The 21673-nt window shown below is 57.2% G+C and carries 19 protein-coding genes; 16 read left to right on the top strand and 3 right to left on the bottom strand.

The window, feature by feature from the left end:
* The first annotated feature begins 246 nt into the window (after positions 1-246).
* The 5 genes from AC3EMD_RS23985 to AC3EMD_RS23965 all read left to right on the top strand — a co-directional run bounded on the left by AC3EMD_RS23985 (position 247) and on the right by AC3EMD_RS23965 (position 6401).
* Positions 247-1071, top strand: a complete 825-nt coding sequence (locus AC3EMD_RS23985) for a helix-turn-helix domain-containing protein (RefSeq protein ID WP_008807566.1) — start codon at positions 247-249, stop codon at positions 1069-1071.
* Between the two features lie 151 nt (positions 1072-1222).
* Positions 1223-2143: a dihydrodipicolinate synthase family protein gene (locus AC3EMD_RS23980; RefSeq protein WP_008807565.1), complete on the top strand. Its 921-nt coding sequence runs from the start codon at positions 1223-1225 to the stop codon at positions 2141-2143.
* Between the two features lie 14 nt (positions 2144-2157).
* Entirely contained in the window at positions 2158-3762 is a 1605-nt protein-coding gene (locus AC3EMD_RS23975; protein ID WP_302073803.1) for an aldehyde dehydrogenase (NADP(+)), read from the top strand.
* A gap of 15 nt (positions 3763-3777) precedes the next feature.
* Positions 3778-5379, top strand: coding sequence for an APC family permease (locus AC3EMD_RS23970; RefSeq protein ID WP_012542949.1), 1602 nt, complete (start codon positions 3778-3780; stop codon positions 5377-5379).
* Between the two features lie 11 nt (positions 5380-5390).
* The gene (locus tag AC3EMD_RS23965; protein WP_302073802.1) at positions 5391-6401 is read left to right on the top strand and encodes an Ldh family oxidoreductase; all 1011 of its coding nucleotides are present in this window, start codon (positions 5391-5393) and stop codon (positions 6399-6401) included.
* Positions 6402-6429: 28 nt separating this feature from the next.
* On the opposite strand, the gene AC3EMD_RS23960 is transcribed toward AC3EMD_RS23965, so the two are convergent.
* Positions 6430-6963, bottom strand: a complete 534-nt coding sequence (locus AC3EMD_RS23960) for a GNAT family N-acetyltransferase (RefSeq protein WP_008807561.1) — start codon at positions 6961-6963, stop codon at positions 6430-6432.
* 32 nt (positions 6964-6995) lie between these two features.
* Here AC3EMD_RS23960 and AC3EMD_RS23955 point away from each other — a divergent pair, with 32 nt between their 5' ends.
* Entirely contained in the window at positions 6996-7832 is an 837-nt protein-coding gene (locus AC3EMD_RS23955; RefSeq protein ID WP_302073801.1) for a GNAT family N-acetyltransferase, read from the top strand.
* Positions 7833-7835: 3 nt separating this feature from the next.
* Here the strand turns inward: AC3EMD_RS23955 and AC3EMD_RS23950 are convergent, their stop codons facing one another.
* Together AC3EMD_RS23950 and AC3EMD_RS23945 are read right to left on the bottom strand one after the other, a co-directional pair.
* Positions 7836-9197 (bottom strand): MFS transporter, encoded by a 1362-nt coding sequence (locus AC3EMD_RS23950; protein WP_044612939.1) that lies wholly within the window; start codon positions 9195-9197, stop codon positions 7836-7838.
* A gap of 179 nt (positions 9198-9376) precedes the next feature.
* Positions 9377-10291, bottom strand: a complete 915-nt coding sequence (locus AC3EMD_RS23945) for a GntR family transcriptional regulator (protein ID WP_008807558.1) — start codon at positions 10289-10291, stop codon at positions 9377-9379.
* Between the two features lie 136 nt (positions 10292-10427).
* Here AC3EMD_RS23945 and AC3EMD_RS23940 point away from each other — a divergent pair, with 136 nt between their 5' ends.
* From AC3EMD_RS23940 to AC3EMD_RS23895, 10 genes are all read left to right on the top strand, one after another.
* Positions 10428-11450, top strand: a complete 1023-nt coding sequence (locus tag AC3EMD_RS23940; RefSeq protein ID WP_302073800.1) for a zinc-binding alcohol dehydrogenase family protein — start codon at positions 10428-10430, stop codon at positions 11448-11450.
* An 11-nt stretch (positions 11451-11461) separates the two neighbouring features.
* Entirely contained in the window at positions 11462-12907 is a 1446-nt protein-coding gene (locus tag AC3EMD_RS23935) for a tagaturonate reductase (RefSeq protein ID WP_302073799.1), read from the top strand.
* A gap of 134 nt (positions 12908-13041) precedes the next feature.
* Positions 13042-15807, top strand: coding sequence for a sigma-54-dependent transcriptional regulator (locus AC3EMD_RS23930; protein ID WP_302073798.1), 2766 nt, complete (start codon positions 13042-13044; stop codon positions 15805-15807).
* A gap of 99 nt (positions 15808-15906) precedes the next feature.
* On the top strand, positions 15907-16329 hold the full coding sequence (locus AC3EMD_RS23925) for a PTS sugar transporter subunit IIA (RefSeq protein WP_012542942.1): 423 nt from the start codon (positions 15907-15909) through the stop codon (positions 16327-16329).
* 14 nt (positions 16330-16343) lie between these two features.
* Positions 16344-16814, top strand: a complete 471-nt coding sequence (locus tag AC3EMD_RS23920) for a PTS sugar transporter subunit IIB (protein WP_012968994.1) — start codon at positions 16344-16346, stop codon at positions 16812-16814.
* A 16-nt stretch (positions 16815-16830) separates the two neighbouring features.
* A complete protein-coding gene (locus AC3EMD_RS23915) occupies positions 16831-17610 on the top strand; it encodes a PTS mannose/fructose/sorbose/N-acetylgalactosamine transporter subunit IIC (protein ID WP_008807552.1) in 780 nt (259 codons plus the stop codon).
* Positions 17588-18439 carry a PTS system mannose/fructose/sorbose family transporter subunit IID gene (locus tag AC3EMD_RS23910; protein WP_012542940.1) on the top strand — a complete coding sequence of 284 codons (852 nt, stop codon included), beginning with the start codon at positions 17588-17590 and terminating at the stop codon, positions 18437-18439. Before AC3EMD_RS23915 ends, AC3EMD_RS23910 begins: the two co-directional genes overlap by 23 nt.
* A 12-nt stretch (positions 18440-18451) precedes the next feature.
* Entirely contained in the window at positions 18452-19513 is a 1062-nt protein-coding gene (locus AC3EMD_RS23905) for an SIS domain-containing protein (RefSeq protein ID WP_080930469.1), read from the top strand.
* Between the two features lie 17 nt (positions 19514-19530).
* Positions 19531-20541 carry an SIS domain-containing protein gene (locus AC3EMD_RS23900; protein ID WP_064171332.1) on the top strand — a complete coding sequence of 337 codons (1011 nt, stop codon included), beginning with the start codon at positions 19531-19533 and terminating at the stop codon, positions 20539-20541.
* A gap of 133 nt (positions 20542-20674) precedes the next feature.
* A complete protein-coding gene (locus AC3EMD_RS23895; protein WP_165451823.1) occupies positions 20675-21613 on the top strand; it encodes an Rpn family recombination-promoting nuclease/putative transposase in 939 nt (312 codons plus the stop codon).
* Positions 21614-21673 lie beyond the last annotated feature (60 nt).

Raw genomic sequence — 21673 nt, 5'->3', positions numbered from 1 at the left:
GCGCTTTCGTCAGAGAAAATGACGAAATCTGCACAGTCATGAGCGCGGTATATTTCTATTTCACATAGTTATTTCTTATTAATCATTTGCTTAATGCTGTGGTAAACCGAAAGTGACCATTGCGCCAGTGGCTAAATCAGGGGAAGGCGTAAAGCGGATCCAGGATCGCAAAACCGAGGGATGCTGCTTGAGGTGTTAACGGAAAGTGAATAAATATCCTTCGGTCACTTACCATGAGGAGGCCTTATGATCGGTGTTTCTGATGCGGCGCCGCCGCGCGCGGTTAACCAACCTGAGCTGGCCGTCGATGAGCTGAGCCAGATCTGCGAAGGGCTGGCGCGCCAGCGGCCGGAAAATATGCCAGCGCTGCTGAATGCGCTGGCGCTGATTGCGCCCCTGCTCAATGCCATTCCTAATGTGGTCTTTTTTATCAAAGATCGTCAGGCGCGCTATCTGCTGGCGAACCTGACGCTGGCCCGCCGCTGTGGTTTCAAAAGCGTCTCCTCGCTGCTGGGCAAAACCTCCGCCGATGTCTTTCCTTCCGCGCTGGGTCAGGGTTATACCGAACAGGATCTGCGGGTGTTGCGCGAAGGTGTGACCCTGCGCGATCAGCTGGAAATGCATCTCTACAATGGCCGCGAGCGCGGCTGGTGCCTGACGCAGAAACTGGCGCTGCGCGATGTCCGCGGGCAGGTGATCGGCATGGCCGGGATCTCGCACGATCTGCAGGAGGCTCATGCCCGCCATCCGGCGTGGCAGCGGCTGGCGATCGTCGACGATCATATCCGCCGCCATTATCACCGGCCGATCGCCATGGAAGAGTTAACCGCCTTAAGCGGGATGTCGATTGCGCAGATCGAACGCTACTGCAAACGGATCTTTCATCTCACTCCGCGGCAGATGATCCACAAAGTGCGGCTGGAAAAAGCGACCGAACTGCTGGCTGGCGATACGCCGATTACCGATATCGCCCTGCAGTGCGGGTATACCGATCACAGCGCCTTTAGCCGCCAGTTCAAGGCGATGACCGGCTCGACGCCGCGCGATTTTCGCCTCACGCTGCTCGGATAAACGCTGGCTCACACTTTTGCCGACTGTGCTAATTTCGTCATTGTATTGAGGGAAAACCGACAAGCCGCCGGTTCCGCGACACGTCAATCTGTCAGTGAATATTCACCATTCATTCACTTCGACTTAACAAAATGACGACAAGGAACCGAGCATGAGCAAAAAAGCGATTCACTGGAGCGGCGTATTCCCGGCGGTCAGCACGCAGTTTCGTAGCGATTACTCCCTCGATTTAGACGCCACTCACGCGGTGATGAAAAACCTGGTGAAAGATGGCGTTTCCGGGCTGGTGGTATGCGGCAGCGTGGGTGAAAACACCTCGCTGAGCACCGATGAAAAACTACAGATTATCGAGGTGGCGAAGGATGCCGCCGGCGGCAAAATTCCGGTCATCGCCGGGGTGGCCGAGTTCACCACCGCCTTCGCCCAGAAAATGGCGAAAGAGGCGGAGCGCGTCGGCGTCGACGGGATCATGGTGATGCCGGCGCTGGTCTACTCCTCAAAACCGCATGAAACCGCGGCCCACTTCCGCAGCGTGGCGAGCGCTACCGACCTGCCGATTATGGTCTACAACAACCCGCCGATTTACAAAAACGACGTGACGCCGGACATTCTCGCCACCCTGACTGACTGCGACAACATCGTCTGTTTTAAAGACTCCTCCGGCGATACCCGCCGCTTTATCGACCTGCGTAACACCGTTGGCGACCGCTTCGTGCTGTTTGCCGGGCTGGATGACGTGGTGGTGGAAAGTATTGCCGTCGGCGCGGAAGGCTGGATCTCCGGAATGTCCAACGCCTTCCCGCGCGAAGGGGAAACGTTATTCCGTCTCGCCCGCCAGCAGCGTTACGAAGAGGCGATGGCGTTGTACCGCTGGTTCATGCCGCTGCTGCATCTCGATGCGCGTCCGGATCTGGTGCAGTGCATCAAGCTGTGTGAAGAGTTGCTGGGCCGCGGCAGCGCCATTACCCGTCCGCCGCGTCTGGCGCTGGAAGGCGAAACGCGCCAGCAGGTGGTGGCGATCGTTGAACAGGCGCTGGCCACTCGTCCGACGCTGCCGGATGTCGGCCTCTGAGCACAGGAGTCAATATGAATGCATCTCAGACCATGGCGGGACGGCAGTTTATCGCCGGACGCCGTATTGCCAGCGGTGAGGCGACGCTATTGAGCCTGCGGGCGGTGGACGGCGAAGCCACCGGCCACCGCTTTTATCCGGCTTCCTGTGAGGAAGCCGCACTGGCCGCAGAAGCCGCGCAGCAGGCCTTTGCCGTCTATTCACAAACCACGCCGCAGCAGCGGGCGCACTTTCTCTGCGCGATTGCCGATGAACTGGACGCGCTGGGCGAGCCGTTTTTTGCTATCGCCGGGCAGGAGACCGCGCTGCCGCTGGCGCGGCTACAGGGAGAGCGGGCGCGCACCAGCGGCCAGTTGCGGATGTTTGCTGGCGTGATCCTGCGCGGTGATACCTTCGCCGCCCGTATTGATACCGCCTTAGCCGACCGTCAGCCGCTGCCGCGCCCGGACCTGCGCCAGTATCAGCAGGCGTTAGGGCCGGTGGCGGTGTTTGGCGCCAGCAACTTTCCGTTGGCCTTTTCTACCGCTGGCGGCGATACCGCCTCGGCGCTGGCGGCTGGCTGTCCGGTGGTGGTGAAGGCCCATCCGGGCCATATGGCCACCGCCGAGCTGACCGCCGAGGCGATCGTCAGGGCGGTGGTACGGTGCGGTTTACCCGGCGGCGTATTCAATATGATTTTCGGGACCGATATCGGCGCCGAATTGGTCCGTCATCCGGCGATTCAGGCCGTTGGCTTTACCGGTTCGTTAGCCGGCGGTAAGGCGCTGTATCAGCTGGCGCAGCAGCGCCCGCAGCCAATTCCACTGTTTGCTGAAATGTCGGCGATTAACCCATTGATTATTCTGCCGCAGGCGCTGCAGACGCGGGCCGAGGCGCTGGCAAAGGAGCTGGTGGCGTCATTCACCCTCGGCGGTGGCCAGTTCTGTACCCGTCCGGGGCTGATTCTGGCGCTGCGCGGCGCCGGGCTGGAACGCTTTAAGTCGGCGCTGTGCGCGGCGGTAGCGGGCTCCACGCCGCAGGTGTTGCTCAATGCGCCGACCCTTCAGCACTACCGTCAGGGCGTGGCGGCGCTTGCGGCGCACCCGCGTATTGAGAGGCTGGCGAGCGGCCTCGTCGCCGGCGTCGGGCAGGCGCAGACCCAGCTGTGGCAGGCTCAGGTCGAGGATCTGCTGGCGCAGGATACGCTGCTGCAGAGCGAAGTTTTTGGCCCGCTGTCGCTACTGGTGGAAGTGGACGATGAGGCCCAACTGCAGGCGGTGGTGAAAGCGCTGCAGGGGCAGCTCACCGCGACGGTGCATGCTGAGGCGGATGATGGCCCGCTGGCGGCGAGCCTGCTACCGCTGCTGTGTGAGAAGGCCGGACGGGTGCTGTTTAACGGGTATCCCACCGGCGTGGAAGTGTGCGATGCGATGGTCCACGGCGGTCCGTGGCCGGCGACTACCGACGCGCGCGGGACCTCGGTCGGCAGCCGGGCGATTGAGCGTTTTCTGCGCCCGGTCTGTCTGCAGAACGCGCCGGCTGCCCTGTTACCGCCGGCGCTGCAGGATGCGAACCCTTTGAACCTGCTGCGCCTGGTCAACGGCCAGTGGACCCGGGAAGCGATTTCCTCCTCTCATTGACGCAAGGGCATCACCATGACCATTCACACTACGCATAACAGTCAAACCCGCGTTGCTGAGTCGGGTAAGTTTAAAAAACAGCTGACCCTGACCGATCTCACCTTTATCGGCCTGGGGGCGATATTCGGCTCCGGATGGTTATTCGCCGCCAGCCACGTGGCCTCCATCGCCGGTCCGGCCGGGATCGCCTCGTGGGTGATCGGCGGCTTTGCGGTGCTGCTGCTGGGGATTGTCTACTGCGAGCTGGGGGCGGCGCTGCCGCGCGCCGGCGGCATTATTCGCTATCCGGTCTTTTCCCACGGCGAGCTGATGGGCTATCTACTGGGGTTCATCACCCTGATCGCTTTCTCCAGCCTGATCTCGATTGAAATTGTCGCCGCCCGGCAATATGCCGCCGCCTGGTTTCCGGCGCTGACCCAACCGGGCTCCAGTTCGCCGACGCTGCTGGGGTGGGTGGTGCAGTTCCTGCTGCTCTGTTTCTTCTTCGCGCTTAACTACTACAGCGTTAAGACCTTCGCCCGATCGAACAACTTCATCAGCGTGCTCAAGTTTCTGGTGCCGTTGCTGGTGGTGGTGACGCTGTTCGCCTTCTTTAAACCGGAGAACCTGCACGCGCAGGGGATTGCGCCATTCGGCATGTCCGGGGTGGAAGCGGCGATCAGCGCGGGCGGAATTATCTTCGCTTATCTGGGACTGACGCCGATTATCTCGGTGGCCAGCGAAGTACAAAAGCCGCAGCGGACTATCCCTATTGCGTTGATTTTATCAGTGGTGCTGTCGACGATTATCTACGTGCTGCTGCAGCTGGCGTTCCTTGGCAGTATCCCCACCGAGATGCTGAACGGCGGCTGGGCTGAGGTGAGCAAACAGTTCTCGCTGCCGTATCGCGATATCGCCATTACCCTCGGCATGGGCTGGCTGGCCTTTATGGTGATAAGCGATGCGATCATCTCCCCGAGCGGCACCGGCAATATCTATATGAACGCGACGCCGCGGGTGATCTACGGCTGGGCGAAGGCGGGTACTTTCTTTAAAGCCTTTACCCATATTGATAAAGCGTCCGGGATTCCGCGTCCGGCGCTGTGGCTGACCTTCGGGCTTTCAATCTTCTGGACGCTGCCGTTCCCCTCCTGGGAACAGCTGATTAGCGTGGTGTCGGCGGCCCTGGTGCTGAGCTACGCCATCGCTCCGGTGACCGCTGCCGGGCTGCGCCGCAACGCGCCGGATTTGCCGCGGCCGTTCCGCGTGCGCGCCTTCGGCATCATCGGCCCGGTATCGTTTATGATCTCGGCGCTGATTGTCTACTGGTCAGGCTGGAATACGCTCTCGTGGCTGTTGGGGCTGCAAATCGTGATGTTTGTCGTCTACGTGATGTGCAAAGGTAAGGTGCCGGAACATACCGTGAGCCTGGCGCAGCAGGTGAAATCGTCGCTGTGGCTGATCGTGTTTTATGCGTTGATTATCCTCTTTTCCTGGCTGGGCAGCTTCGGCGGGCTTAATGTTATCGGTCACCCCTGGGATACGGTGCTGGTGGCGGCGATGTCGTTGGGGATTTACTACTGGGGCGCGCGCAGCTGCCTGCCGCAGGCTAACTTTAGCGGAGACGAAGAAGAGTAAAGGAGAACAGTATGGAGTCGGTAACTCTATCGTTACCTGAAGCTTATGACCTGGCGCTGGAGGTACTCAGCGCCAATGGATTTAGCGCCGACCACGCGGCGGCGATTGCCCGCAATGTGACCGCCGGGGAACGCGATGGCTGCGCTTCCCACGGCCTGTGGCGGCTGTTGGGCATTGTCGATACCTTGCGTAAAGGTAAGGTATCGCCTGATGCCGAGCCGCAGATCCACGATCAGGCGCCGGCGATTGCGCGGGCGGACGCCGGCGGCGCCTTTTCGCTGCTGGCCTACGAGCGCGCGCTGCCGCTGCTGCTGGAGAAGGCGCGGCAAAACGGCATTGCGGCGCTGGCGATTAACCGCTGCGTCCATTTTTCCGCGCTGTTTGCCGATATTGAGCCGTTGACCGAGGCAGGGCTGGTGGGGCTGGCCTGCACGCCAAGCCACGCCTGGGTCGCCCCGGCGGGCGGCACGCGTCCGCTGTTCGGCACCAACCCTATTGCCTTTGGCTGGCCGCGGCGGGATAAGCCGCCGTTTATTGTTGATATGGCGACCAGCGCCGCGGCGCGCGGTGAGATCCAGCTGTATCAGCGTGCTGGCAAAGCGCTACCGGAAGGCTGGGGAATCGACAGTCAGGGACAGCCAACGACCGATGCCGCGGAGGTGCTGAACGGCGCGATGTTAACCTTTGGCGGGCATAAGGGCTCGGCGCTGGCGGCAATGGTTGAGCTGCTGGCCGGGCCGCTTATCGGCGATATGACCAGCGCCGAATCGCTGGCGTGGGATAACGGCGCGGGTGGGCTCCCCTACGGCGGCGAGCTTATCCTGGCGCTGGATCCGCAGCGCTTTCTCGGCGTGCAGGCACAAGAGCAACTGGCGCGCGCCGAAACGCTGTTCAATGCGATGCAGGATCAGGGGGCGCGGCTGCCGGGCGAGCGGCGTTTCGCCTGCCGACAGCAGAGTGAGCAGCAGGGGGTTACCATCAGTCGTTCATTGCATGATGAGATTTGCGCCTTGCGGCCATAGTAAAGCGCGGAGCGCGGCGGGCCGACCATCAGAGCGACAGGCGCATGGCGCAGCGCGACTCGGGCGGCAGGCCGTGCCGGGTCTCCTGTTCCCTTTTTGCCGCCAGTCCGGCAGGCAGGGTCAGCTCATCGAGCATGGTGAATCCCAGACGGGTATAAAACGGCGCATTCCACGGCACCTCGCGGAAGGTGGTGAGGGTTACCGCCGGGTAGCCCATCTGCTGTGCGCCCTCAATAACCTGCTTCAGCAGCATCCGGCCGATGCCCTGATGCTGCCAGTCCTGATGGACGGCGACTTCGACGATAAATAACGCATCGTCGAGCGGTTCGGTCAGAATAAAGCCAATCGGCTGTCCGGCGGCTTCCGCCAGCAGGCTATGCTCGGTTTCCAGATAATCATGATGACGCGCAACGCTAATCACCTCACTGTCCGCCAGCCAGGCGAGAGAGGGGATCTGGCGAAATGCCTGGGCGGCAGAACGTTCAATGGCGGGCAGAAGGGCGATATCGCTCTCCTGAGTCAGGCGTAATACGGCACCGGCAGTTATAGTGTTAGTTTTCATCACCTCAGCATAGCAGCCTTCGGGAGAAAAGTATGGAGCTGACCGCCGTTCCCGCCACGCAGTTCAGCAGCGTGCAGTTAACGGATATTCTCAACGCCTGTTTTGAAGCCTATCTGGTGCCTGTTACCCAGTCGGTGGCGGGATTTGCACAGCGTTTTAGCGCCGAAGGAATGAGCCTGATCGATTCCCGCGTCTGGCTGGCCGGAGATGAACCGGCGGCGATCGCGATTGTCGCCCGCCGGGGAAGTGCCGCTCGCCTGGCGGCCTTTGCCCTGCGCCCGGCCTGGCGCGGCAAAGGCCTGGGCCGGGAACTGATGCAAGATCTGCTAATGCTCCTGCAACAGCAGGGGGTTGAGATGGTATCTCTGGAGGTGATCCGCGATAACCATGCGGCCGTCGCGCTATATCAGACGCTGGGCTTTACGCGACGCTACGGGCTCTGCGGCTACCTGAGCAATGAACCTCTGGCTCCGGTAGCGGGCGTATTACAGCTTTATCCCACCCTGGCCCTGCTACGGCGCGCCATTGACGAGAGTAACAGTCAGCTCCCCTGGCTGCTGGATCCGCTCACCTTCGCCACCCTGCCATGTCAGGTCGTGACGCTGGAACAGCGCGCCTTCGCGGTTCTAACAACGGCGGGCTCACGGCCTGTACTGCAATTTTTGTGGGTGGAGCCCGCCGCCCGCCGTCAGGGGCTGGCGCGTGAGCTGCTGGTGACGCTGGCGCAGCAGTTCCCGGGTGTGGGGACTTCGGTGACGGTCCCGGAAACGTTTACGCCGCTGTTTGCCGCGGCGGGATATGCGCCGCTATCGCTGCAGCAGTATGAAATGAGCGCAACGATGAATGCCCTGCGGTCAGCAGGGCGTTAAGATTCAGTCGTTACGCGGGTCACTAATCGGCTGGCGAACCAGGAAAATGTAGGCCAGTGCGCCGAGAGCGGTCACACAGCCGCATATAACCAGTGCCAGCTGGAAGGAATGGGTGGTATCGACAATAAATCCGGTCACCACCGGTGCGAATGAAGCGCAGATAAAGCTGGCGAAATTCTGAATACTGCCGACGGAAGCCGTCATTCTTGATGCTACGGCGACGTGGATCAATCCCCAGCAGGACGTTCCGGCAAAATGAATACAGAACAACGCCATACCGATTAACAGCACCGCCGCGATTGAGGTGGTGGCATGCGGCACGATCAGCGTAAACGCCGCGGAGCAGAACATCCCGGCAATAATGCAGATCTTGCGGCTTTTGATCGGGGCCATTCCGCCTTTGACCAGCCAGTCGGTGACGTAGCCATTGATCAGCATACCGGCGGCACCAAACAGGAAAGGAATGGCGGCCATAAACCCGGTACTTTTCAGATCGAGGTTATACGCCGTTTGCAGGTAACCCGGCAGCCATGCCAGATATAGCCACGCGGTATAGTTGATGCCGCTGAAGCCGAACATCATTCCCCACATGGTTTTGTTTTTAAACAGACTGCGCCATTCGGCAAAGCTCAGCGGGTCGCGGCGCACGTTGACGCTTCCGGCATTAAGGTAGGCCTGCTCATCGGCGGTGAGGGGGATATCCTCCCGGTTGCGATAAAGCATATACCAGCCGATAGCGACGAAGATCCCCAGTACGCCGATGGTAATAAACATCCAGCGCCAGCCCATCATCAGCATCATCGCGGCAAGGATCGGCGGGCTGATCGCCACGCCAATTGTCGAGGCGGCGTTAAAGAAGCCCATTGGGCGGCCGCGCTCTTTAATATTAAACCAGTCGTTGATCACCTTGACGCCGCACGGGTTCATCGGCGCTTCGCCGATCCCCATGCCGATACGCACCAGGACAAACTGGGTAAAGCTGTGCACCATCCCGGAGACCGCCTGAAATAGCGACCAGAAAAACATCCCCAGCCCCAGCATGATGCGTGGACCTTTGCGATCCAGCAACGGCCCGCAGGGCAGTTGCGCAATGCCATAGGCCAGAGAGAAAACCGATAACAGCGCCCCGATTTCAGTGGCGGTAAGCCCTAACTCCTCGCGAATCGTTAAGTTCGCAACGGACAATGAACTTCGGTCGAGGTAGTTAATCACCGCCGCCAGAAATAACAGAATCATTGCCGTTGTTTGAATCTTTTTAATACGAGAACTACGTTGTAGTGTATTTTCTAAGGGAACTGAAAGGTTTTCCGCTTCCCCCTTTTTAAAGTCGGTCTGCGGGTCTATGGTTATATTTTGTGATTCCACGCCTGACTCCTGATTATTATGTTTGAATACCAAGTGACAACGAAGGGGGTAAACATCACCCACCTGTTTCACAGTAAAGTAAGTCGACTTGTTTTCAGCATAAATAACCTTTTTGAGGGCGCCGGATTACGTTTTTGGATTTGTGCTGTTGCTAATCATTTTCTGTTTTTAATCGGTACTTAATGTGCCAGCGATTCACTTTGCTTGAGAGAGTTAATCATGGATTGCTTCGCGGAGTTCAGGTGGTTACGTAGCGCCAGGTTGGCATCCAGATCGCTGCGACAGATGAGTGCGCTCAGGATCGTCATATGTTCATCAATGGCGATGATATTGCGCTGTTTAAGGTCACTTTCATCCCACTGATAGTGGAAGTGAAAGATCACGGAAATAATTTCAAGTGATTGATTAAAAAATATATTATCAGCAGCGGAAAGCAGCAGCGAATGAAAATCACGATCGAGCTGGGAGAACATACGAAAGCTGTTGCCGATGCTGTCCCGCAGGGTGCGGTGGCGCTCGAGCAGGGTTTTGGCCTGCAGCCAGCGGGCATCGCTGTCCGGCAGATTAAGAAAATGTTGAAGTGCGTGGGTTTCCAGCATTTCCCGCAATTCGAACAGTTGCTCGGCCCAGGATTGCTCAAATTTTTTCATGTTCCACTGGCCGCGCTTTTCGCTTTCAATCAGGTTGTAGCGGCTGAATTTCAGTAAAAATTCTCTGACCACGACCGGGCTGACGCCCGCGGCACGCGCCAGTTGCAGTTCGGAGAACCGCTCCCCGGCGCGTAGCTGACGCTGGTTAATCATGGTGAAAAACGCTTGTTCAAAGAGACGGTTTTGTTCGGTCAGCGAGGCGCTGGAACCATCGAAGCCGTCCTGTACTTCCGGCTGACGAAGGATCTGGTAGTCGTGATTGACCTGGCTCAAGACGCCGCGCTCGCATAAGTGGCAAAGGATATGGCGCACCGTGGTGCGGCTAATGTTATACATCTCCGCCAGTGCGCTTTGCGAGGGTAGCGGCGAGGGGATAAAGCCGCGCGCCATATCGTTGATGACCTGGTTAATAACATTGTGACGTAGGTTTTGTGAGCGACTCATAACGTTTTCCTTTTTTATCCATTAAAGCCGGATTTAAAACAGTTTTGTGCGCGACATTTCACAGATTTTGCAATGACTTTCACTCTGCTTCTATTTTTCATTGATATCTAAGCCAACAAATACGGAGGCAATTATTATGACGTCGATGAATACTTTAGTGTGTCAGGAACCTAAAAAACTACACTGGGAAAAACGCCAGATTCCCATTCCCGGCGATGATGAAGTGCTCATTAAAATAAAGGCTGTGGGGATTTGTGGGACAGACATTCATGCATGGGGCGGCAATCAGCCTTTTTTTAGTTATCCGCGTGTTCTTGGACATGAAATATGCGGTGAGATAATTGGGCTGGGTAAAAATATTCTTAATTTGAAGAGCGGCCAACAGGTTGCTGTGATTCCCTATGTCGCCTGCCGCCAGTGTCCGGCCTGCCTGAACGGCCGGACAAACTGCTGCGAGAAGATTTCGGTGATCGGCGTGCATCGCGACGGCGGGTTTAGCGAGTATCTCTGCGTGCCGGTAAACAATCTGCTGGTGGTGGATGACGTCGACCCTGAAGCCGTGGCGTTGATTGAGCCATTCGCCATTAGCGCCCACGCGGTGCGTCGCGCAGCGATCCTGCCGGGAGATCAGGTGCTGGTGGTCGGCGCGGGCCCGATTGGGCTCGGGGCGGCGGCGATCGCTAAGGCTGACGGTGCGCAGGTAGTAGTGGCGGATACCAGCCCGGCGCGGCGCGATCATGTGGCACAGCATCTCGGCCTGACCACCCTCGATCCCTCCGATCCGCTGTTTATCGAGCAACTGTCTGCCACGTTTGGCGGTTCTCTGGCGCAGAAAGTGATTGACGCGACGGGAAATCAGCAGGCGATGAATAACACCGTTAATTTAATCCGTCACGGCGGTAGCATCATTTTTGTTGGTCTGTTTAAGGGGGAACTGCAGTTCTCTGATCCGGAATTTCATAAGAAAGAGACGACCATGATGGGCAGCCGTAATGCGACGGAAGAGGATTTTGCCAAGGTCGGGCGGCTGATGGCCGAGGGGAAAATCACCGCCAGGATGATGCTGACCCACCGTTACGATTTCAGGTCGCTGGCGGACATTTACGAAAGCGACGTGATTAACAATCGTCAGCTGATCAAAGGCGTTATTCATTTTTAGCAGGTAATCTTATGAAATCGTTAAACAGACAAGATTTTCCCGGGCCGCAGTACCCGACGCGCGCGATTCAGTTTGGCGAGGGCAACTTCCTGCGGGCATTTATTGACTGGCAGCTGGATCTGCTGAATGAGCAAACCGAGCTGGCGGCGGGCGTGACCATTATTCGCCCGATCAACACCGCGTTTCCGCCGTCGTTAAATACCCAGGACGGACTCTATACCACGATCATTCGTGGGTTGAATGAACGCGGCGAGGCGGTGAGCGAATCGCGGATTATTCGCTCCGTTAATAACGAGCTCAATCCCTGGCAGGATTTTGCCAGCTATCTGGCGCTGGCTCGTAATCCGGCGATCGCGTTCGTATTTTCAAATACTACCGAAGCGGGTATTAGCTATCATGCCGGAGACCGGCCTGACGATAAGCCGCCGGTTAGCTTCCCGGCGAAGCTGACCCAACTGCTGCTCGAACGTTTCCGCCATTTCAATGGCGCTGCGGATAAGGGGTGGACGATTATCCCCTGCGAGCTGATCGACTACAACGGCGAAGCGCTGAAGGCGCTGGTGCTACGCTACGCCAAAGAGTGGCAACTGCCTGCGGCTTTTCGCGACTGGGTTGAGACCGCCAATACATTTTGTTCGACGCTGGTTGACCGCATCGTCACCGGCTATCCGCGTGAGGATGCGGAAAAGCTGGAGGCGGAGCTGGGCTACCATGATGCTTTCCTCGATACCGCCGAATACTTCTGGCTGTTCGTTATTCAGGGGCCGCAGGCGCTGGCGAAGAAACTGCGCCTTGATCGCTGTCCGCTCAATATTCGCATCGTCGACGATATTCGCCCCTACAAAGAGCGCAAAGTCGCCATTCTCAACGGCGCACATACCGCGCTGGTCCCCGTAGCGTGGTTGTGCGGCGTGGATACGGTTGGCGAAGCGATGCGGGACGAAGCCATTCGGCATTATGTGCAGCAAACCATCGGCGAAGAGATTATCCCGGCGCTCGATTTACCGGCCGAGGAGCTTCGTCAGTTTGCCGATGCGGTCACCGGGCGCTTTCTTAATCCCTATATTCGCCATCAATTGCTCGCCATCGCCCTGAACGGCATGACTAAGTTCCGCACCCGGATCCTGCCGCAGCTGCTGACGACAATCCGCCAGCACGGCGCGATCCCGCCGCGGCTAACGTTTGCCCTGGCGGCGCTTATCGCCTTCTATCGCGGCCAGCGCGACGGACAGGTGTATCCGCTGCAGGATGATGACGTCTGGTTAACCCGCTTCTCGCAAGGATGGAAGCAGGTGGCGAACGGGAGCCCGCTGCATGGACTGGTGCTGGAGGTTTTACAGGATAACGCGCACTGGGGCGAGGATCTGACGGCTATTCCCGGCCTTTCCGACCAGGTCACGCGCTATCTGGAAATGATTTTGCGCTCAGGAATGCGGGAGGCCCTGGCGCGGCTGTAACGGTTTTGTTATGCGGCGTCCGCGGATTTGGGCGCCGTTTTTTTTGTGCTCCGAACCGCAAAAAGTGAATTTAGCGCCAACTCCTGGTGGATTTCCCGCATCATAAGCCTCTGTAAGGTGAAGAGGGGGATGTCATGCGTAAAACGGAACTGTTGGCTTTTCTGCAAAATCAGACCGATTTTTTCGATCCGGATAACCTGAGCGAGGTCTTCACCGCTGGCTACCTGGCCCGGCGTTTTGCGATGCAAAGAAATACCGCCAGCCACTATCTGAATCAGTTGGTGGCCCAGGATGTGCTGGTGAAGATCAATACTCGACCAGTCTATTTCCTGCATAAAGCCGCCTTCTGCCAGCAGTTTTTCCCTCTTTCCCGCAGCGAGTACGCCAGCATGGCGGAACTGCTCGCAGAGAGCGACCGGCAGCCGGAGCAGGCGGATCATTTCTCATTGCTGACCGGCCATGACGGTAGCCTGCGCAAGCCTATCGAACAGATGAAAACCGCGCTGTTTTATCCCAACGGTGGGCTTCCGCTGCTGATCGTTGGCGACAGCGGAACTGGCAAGAGCTATATGGCGGAGCTGATGCATGAGTTTGCTATCGCCCAGGGGCTGCTGCCGCCCGATGCGCCTTTTGTCAGCTTTAACTGCGCCCAGTATGCCAGCAACCCGGAGCTGTTGGCCGCCAACCTGTTTGGTTACGTCAAAGGCGCGTTTACCGGCGCGCAGAGCGATAAAGCCGGGGCGTTTGAAGCGGCAAACGGCGGCGTGCTGTTTCTCGACGAAGTCCACCGCCTGGATGCGCAGGGGCAGGAGAAGCTGTTCACATGGCTGGACCGTAAGGAGATCTATCGGGTGGGGGAAACGGCGCAGGGGATGCCGATTTCGCTGAGGCTGGTGTTTGCCACCACCGAAGATATTCACAGCACGTTTCTGACCACCTTTATTCGTCGTATCCCGATCCTCGTTAGCCTGCCTGATTTACAGACCCGCAGCCGCCACGAAAAAGACGCGCTCACGCTGCAGTTTTTCTGGCAGGAGGCGCGCACGTTGGCTACCCGGCTGCAGCTGACGCCCCGGCTGCTACAGGTGCTGACGCACTATGTTTATCGCGGTAACGTCGGTGAGCTGAAGAATGTGGTGAAATACACCGTGGCGTCGGCCTGGGCCAGGTGTCCGGGCAGCGAGATGCTTACCGTGACGCTGCACGATCTGCCGGAAAATATCATGGCTGCGACGCCAGCGCTCAGTGAAGCGATGGGCCAGCAGGAGCCGCTGCTTATCGAGCCGCAGACCAGCCTGGTCTGGCTGCTGCGCGCGCGCGACCCGATTCAGGGGCTGATTTATGATACTCAGTGCCGCGTTCTCGCGCTGTATGAGGCGGTGCAGAGTAAAAAAACGCTCTGGGATGAGGCGCAAAAAAGCATGGGCGAGGAGATTGAAACCCTCTTCGATCGGCTGATTTTCGATAATCACGATGCCAATAGTTCGCATATGCTGCTACTGATAACGCATCAGGTGCGGGAGGAGTTTTATCGCCTTGAAAAGCGCTTCAATATCCAGTTTAACGGCAACTGTATCTACGCTATAAGCCACTACCTGATACATCGTTCCCGGCAGGGGCCGTCCACGATGAGCAACGAGAAAAGCCGCCTGCTGGAGGATTTTCTGGCGCAGAAATATCCGCTGCTGTATCGCTTTTGCGAAGAGATCCTCGCTGCGCTGGCGCTGAAGCTGGACATTGAACCCCGGCGCATTGACCTGCTGCTGCTGGTGCTGTGGTTACATAAAAATGGCGCCATCAGCCAGCAGCAGGTGACCCGGGCAATTATCCTCGCCCACGGTTACGCCACCGCCAGCAGCATCGCCAACGTGGCGAACCGGTTGCTGAAAAGCCAGCTGTTTGAGTCATTCGATATGCCGCTCGACGTGACGCCGGAGGCTATTGCTAACCAGGTGATGGCCTATATTGAGAGCCACGCTCTGGCGTCAGGGTTGATCATTCTGGTCGATATGGGATCGCTGAACGCCATTCATCGCCATTTTAACCGTCGGCTGAGTACGCCGATGGCGATAATTAATAACGTCTCGACCGGGATGGCGATGTACGTTGGGGAGCGCATTTTGCAGGGCGTTATGCTGGAAGATATCGTCCGCGACATCGGCGATGACCTTGCGGTTGAGCACCAGCTCTATTACCCGCAAACCGATAAACCGCGGGCGATTCTTACGACCTGCGCCACCGGTCTGGGCGCGGCAGCGAATCTGTCGGCGCTGTTAAAAGCCAGCATTCCTGAAGCGCTGGGGATCGATATTGTGGCCTGTGATGTGGAAACGCTCGCCGATCCTGCGCGGCGGCAACCGATGCTCAGCCGCTATGAGGTGCTGGCGATCGTCGGTACCCTGGATCCGCAGCTTGCCGATCTGCCGTGGATCTCGCTGGATTCGCTGATTTCCGGCCAGGGCAGCCGCCCGCTGATGCGTATCTTCGGCGAGCTGGCCTCCTCTGAACAAGTCAGCGAGATCAATAACCTTATCCTGAAAAATTTCTCGCTGCGCCGGGTGATCGAGTCGGTGACGATCCTCGATACCGCAAAGGTCATCAATCAGGTCGAGCAGTTTTTACTGCGCTATGAGCATCTGGCCGGCTGCAACGTGCCCAACGATCGCAAGGTGGCGCTGTATGTGCATATCAGCTGTCTGATAGAGCGCCTGATCCGCAACGCGTCGCCATCCCATTATTCCGGAAGGCAGTGTCCGCAGAGCGAGCTGGCGACGCTCCGCGAGGCTTTTAGTGTCATAGAGAGCGGGTATAGTGTCAAAATCCCCGTCGTCGAGCTCTGCTACATTCATGATATCCTGACGCGGGAAACGGAATTTATTCAGGAAGATCAAGAGTTTTAGTTCCCTCAGTCCGTTCGTCTTTGCGCTAACCAGAGCGCCACTGTTTCTGGCACGCCGGTTGCAATTAAGAAAGCAGTGGAATGCGCTTTCGAGGTAAGGATGAAACGACACTATATTTTTGCCAGCCATGGCACCTTTGCTAACGGTTTGCTGAACTCCGTGGAGCTAATCCTCGGTAAACAGCCGGATATTCATACCCTGTGCGCCTATGTAGAAGAGGAGTCCGATCTCACGCAGCAGGTGGAGGCGCTACTGGCGCGTTTCCCGGCGCAGGATGAGCTGATAGTGATTACGGATATTTTTGCCGGTAGTGTGAATAACGAGTTTGTGCGTTTTTTATCACGCCCACACTTCCATTTATTATCCGGTTTAAATCTGCCGTTAATTATTGACTTGCTGATTTCCGCAGCGGAAGAGAATACTGAAAAATTAATTACTGAAGCATTAACCAGCGCCAAAGAGAGCATTCAGTACTGCAATCAAACGATTGCCAGTGCGATGACTATGGATAAAGACTTCTGAAATGAGGAAGCATGATGATTACGTTATTAAGGGTAGACCATCGATTACTTCACGGCCAGGTGGCCTTTTCCTGGACCCAATATGTCGGCGCCGATTGCATTTTGATCGCCAACGACAGTGTCCCTGAAGATGAACTGCGGAAAACCACCATTAAGCTTGCCAAACCGCCCTCGGTAAAACTGGTGATTAAAAATATCAATGATGCTATTGAGGCGATAAAAAGTGGGGTGACCGATAAATATAATTTATTTATTGTCGTGGAATCGGTCAATGACGCCTGGCGTATTGCCAGCGCTATCGGGGAAATAAAAAGCATAAATCTCGGCGGAATTAAGGCTAAAGAGGGCAGTAAAAATATCTCTAAGGCGATTAATTTACTGCCGACAGAAATAGAGCAGCTACAACAACTGGTGGGGAAGGGCGTCGAGGTGGAGATTCGCCAGGTCCCGAACGATCGCAAACAGCTTTTTACGGAATGCGTGTAATTCCGGAGGACAGATTATGGTAGAGGCTCTCTTACTGGGTCTGGTGGCGTTTATCGCGCAATCGGAATATGCCTTAGGGACGTCGCTGATTTCCCGGCCTATCGTCACCGGGCTGCTGACCGGACTGGTGCTGGGGGATGTACAGACCGGCGTCATTATGGGCGCGACGCTGGAGCTGGCGTTTATCGGCTCTTTCTCCGTTGGTGCCTCGATCCCGCCCGACGTGGTGACGGGCGGTATTCTCGGCGTGGCGTTCGCCATCACCTCCGGCGCGGGCACGGAAACGGCGCTGTTGCTCGGCCTGCCTATCGCCACCCTGACCCTGATCCTGAAAAACGTTTATCTGGGGATGTTTATCCCGATGCTCAGCCAGAAGGCGGACGGGTATGCGGAACGGGCGGATACGCGGGGCATTGAGCGGATGCATCTGATTGCCGGCTTCGGGCTGTCGCTGATGCTGGCCACGGTGGTGACCGTTTCATTCCTGGTGGGCAGCAACGCGGTGAAATCCCTGCTCGATACCATCCCGGAATTTATTAAACACGGGCTCAGCGTCGCCACCGGCATGATCCCGGCGCTCGGCTTCGCGATGCTTGCCAGGTTGCTGATTAACAAGAAAGTTGCGCCGTACTTTTTCCTCGGCTTTGTGCTAATGGCTTATTTGAAAATCCCGGTGACCGGCATCGCCATTCTCGGCGCCATCGTGGCGGTGGTCATGGTTAACGTCACCGCGTTGAATTCACCTCGTACGACGACAGAACAAGGAGTCAGCGATGACGACGAAGACGATTTCTGAAGAGACCCTGCAACCGCAGGAGCAGGAAGAAACCCGGATTACGCCACGAGATTTACGCCGGGTGTTCTGGCGCTCCTTCCAGATGGAGTTCTCGTGGAACTATGAGCGGCAGATGAATCTCGCCTTTGTTTACGCGCTGATTCCGGTGCTGAAAAAGCTCTATCCGCGCAAAGAGGAGCTAGCCAGGGCGCTGAAACGTCATCTGGTGTTTTTCAATACCACGCCGCATATCGTCACCCTGCTGCTGGGGATCACCACGGCGATGGAGGAGAAAAACAGCCAGCAGAAAAACATGGATGCCACTGCGATTGATAACGTCAAAGCCTCGCTGATGGGGCCGCTGGCCGGGCTGGGGGACTCTTTCTTCTGGGGGACGCTGCGCCTGATCGCCACCGGGATCGGCACCAGCCTGGCGCTGAAGGGCAACATCCTCGGGCCGATCCTGTTTCTGCTGGTGTTTAACGTGCCGCACATTCTGGTGCGCTGGTGCTTTACCCGCTGGGGCTACGTGCTGGGAACCGGGGTCCTGCAGCGGATCCAGAAGAGCGGAATGATGGAGAGCCTGACCTACGGAGCGTCGATTATCGGCCTGATGGTGGTCGGGGCGATGACCGCCTCAATGATCGATATCACCATCCCTCTCTCCTTTGGTGCCGGAGAAGCCAAAACTCAGGTGCAGGACATTATCAATGACATTCTGCCCTGCATGCTGCCGCTGGTGAGTTTTGGCATCGTCTACTGGCTGCTGGGACGGAAAGTTAAACCGCTCTCAATTATTGGCGGCATGGCGCTGGTAGGCATTCTGGGTTCGTGGATCGGATTGTTTTAACGGGAGTGAGCTATGCGACCAACAATGATGACCTATATCAGTGAAGAGCCGGCCTGCCTGGCGCAGATCCTGCGTGGCTACCGGCAAAAGCTGGCGGCGATTGAGACCTTTGCCCGCCAGCACCCGGTACGCCGAATTTTGCTGCTGGCGACCGGATCGTCGCTGAATGCCGCGCTGTGCGCGCGCTATTTCTTTGAACAACGCTTCGGTGTGCTGGTTGACATTAAAGAGCCGTACAACTTTACCCATTACGAAGCGATCGACCCGCATACCGATCTGGTGGTGGCGATTTCACAGAGCGGGAAAAGCGCGTCAACGCTGGAGGCGATGCGTAAGGTACAGGCCTCAGGACTGCCGGTGTTTGCCCTGACCTCCGACCCGCAAAGCCCGATAGCCCGCGCTTGCGATGGCGTTCTGGATATCAATACCGGGATCGAGAGCGTAGGGTTTGTGACCCGCGGTTTTAGCGCGACGGTGCTGAATCTGTTGCTGATAGCGCTGATCATTGCTCGTCAGCAGGGGAAAGTCAGCGAGGTGGAGGAGCAGCACTATCTCGCTGAATTCCAGCGGCTGCTTGCGGCGATCCCGGATGTTATCGCCCGCACCTCGCGCTTTATCGACCGGTATAGCGAAACGCTGCGGAGCGGGGAGCGCTTTGTCGCCACCGGCTACGGTGCGCTGGTTGGCGTGGCGAAGGAATTTGAAACCAAATTTACTGAAACTGTGCGCGTGCCTTCCAGCGGCTTTGAGCTGGAAGCCTATATGCACGGTCCCTATCTGGAAGCCAACACCCGCCATGTGATGCTGTTTATTGAAGATGCGCCGGATGCGCGAACCCGGGCGCTGCGGGACTATATGGCGCCGTCCATTGCCCGGGCTTTTACGCTAACGCTGAGCGATGACGAGGATGCGCAGACGCTGGCGCTAAACTGTCCGTGCGAGCATCACCTGGCGCCGCTGTTGCTGATTGTTCCCGTCCAGATGCTGGCCTGGCATACCGCCGGACTGAAAGGCATCGATCTGGCTAAACGTATTTTTGACGATTTTGACCGCGTATTAAAAAGTAAAATCTGAATATTCAGGAGAAAACTATGTTGGGTTTTAATCAGGACGAGTACCTGACCAGTGCTCGCGAGATCATCGCTGCGCGTAAACAGGCTGAAATCGTGGCCGACGATATTTATGACAGCGGCTGCAGCGCATTATTTTTTGCCTCGGTAGGCGGTTCTCTGGCACCGATGATGGCCATTAATGAGTTTGCCAAAGCATTAACCAGTGTGCCGGTATATCTTGAGCAGGCGGCCGAATTAATTCATCGCGGACATAAAAAATTAAATAAAGATGCAGTTGTCGTTACGTTATCTAAATCCGGTGATACCAAAGAGTCGGTGGCTATTGCCGAGTGGTGCAAGGCGCAGGGGATCCGCGTGGTGGCTATTACCCGTCATGCCGACTCGCCATTGGCCGCCGCCGCCAGCTGGCATATTCCGATGTGCCACAAGAACGGTGTGGAATATGAATATATGCTGCTGTACTGGTTATTCTTCCGCGTTATTTATCGTCACGGCGAGTTTGAAAATTATGCGCGATTTGCCAGCCAGCTCGAATTACTGCCGGAAAATCTTCTGCAGGCCAAACGCCAGTTCGATCTCCAGGCGGATAGCATTGCCGCACAATACCACGACTGCGACTATATGATGTGGATTGGCGGCGCGGAAATGTGGGGCGAGGTTTACCTGTTCTCAATGTGTATTCTCGAAGAGATGCAGTGGAAGCGGACGAAATCCGTGAGCTCGGCTGAATTTTTCCACGGCACCCTGGAGCTGCTGGAAAAAGAGGTCCCGCTGTTTCTGGTGAAAGGAGAGGGGAAATGCCGGGCGCTGGACGAGCGCGTCGAACGCTTTGCCGAAAAGATAACTGACCATCTGGTGGTAATCGACCCGCGCGACTATCCGCTGAACGGCATTGATGACGCGTTCCGCTGGATTATGGCGCCGTGCGTGGTGTCCACCCTGCTGGTGGATCGGCTGGCGGCCCACTTTGAACACCATACCGGCCACGACCTCAATATCCGCCGTTACTACCGTCAGTTTGATTACTAAGCTGTGTTGATGGCGGCCAGCCGGGCTGGCCGCCATGCTATTCTCCGAGGCGCTTCCCAGAAAATTATCGTCAAACCCCACCGGGCAAAAACCGGTGGTAGAGTCCGGCTTTCCTTCTCTTTCAGGCAAGCGGATGGCCATGAAAAAACGGATGACCTCGACGCCGCACGATGCGGTCTTTAAACGATTTCTTCGCCACCCGGAGACGGCGAATGATTTCCTCGCCCTCTACCTTCCCGAAGCGATCCGCCAGCAGTGCGATTTCGCTACCCTGAGACTGCAATCGGCGAGCTTTATCGATGAGGATCTGCGCGCCTGGTATTCGGACGTCCTCTGGTCGGTGCAAACTACCTGCGGTGCGGGGTATGTTTATGTGGTGATAGAGCATCAGAGCTCACCGGATAACCATATGGCGTTTCGCCTGATGCGCTATGCGATTGCCGCAATGCAGCGCCATCTGGATGCCGGGCACAAAACGCTGCCGTTGGTGGTGCCGATGCTTTTTTATCACGGAGTGACCAGTCCATACCCCTTTTCCCTCAACTGGCTGGATGAATTTGCCGACCCGCAAATGGCGAAGACGCTGTATGGCTGTTCGTTTCCGTTGATCGACGTTACGGTGATGCCGGACGATGACATCGTGCAGCATCGGCGAGTCGCCTTGCTGGAGCTGATGCAAAAACATATTCGCCAGCGCGATCTCAGCGGCATAACGGAGTCGTTGGCGGCCGTTGTGATGCTGGGATACACTAACCGTCGGCAGTTGAGAATGCTGTTTCACTATATGCTGCAGTACGGTAATACGGCCGAGCCGGGCGTGTTTCTCCGCCGGCTGGCCCGCCGTCTGCCACAGTATGAGGAGACACTGATGTCTATCGCGCAAAAGCTTAAGCAGGAAGGTCGGCAAGAAGGTCGACTAGAAGGCCGGGAAGAAGGGCACCAGGAGGGCTTGCAGGAAGGAAGCCGGCGCGAGGCGCTGCGCATTGCCGGCAGTATGTTACAAAATGGCCTCGACAAAGAGATGGTACAGAAAATCACTGGACTGTCGGCTGATGAACTACAGCCGCTGTAGGGTTAACGCCCTGCCACGGCAACCGTTGCCCGGCGCGGAAACCCGCCGGGCAGGATGGTT

The sequence above is a fragment of the Klebsiella sp. PK18 genome, assembly GCF_057784655.1.
Note: the sequence above shows the minus strand (reverse complement) of the source record. Positions and strands in the feature narration are given on the sequence as shown.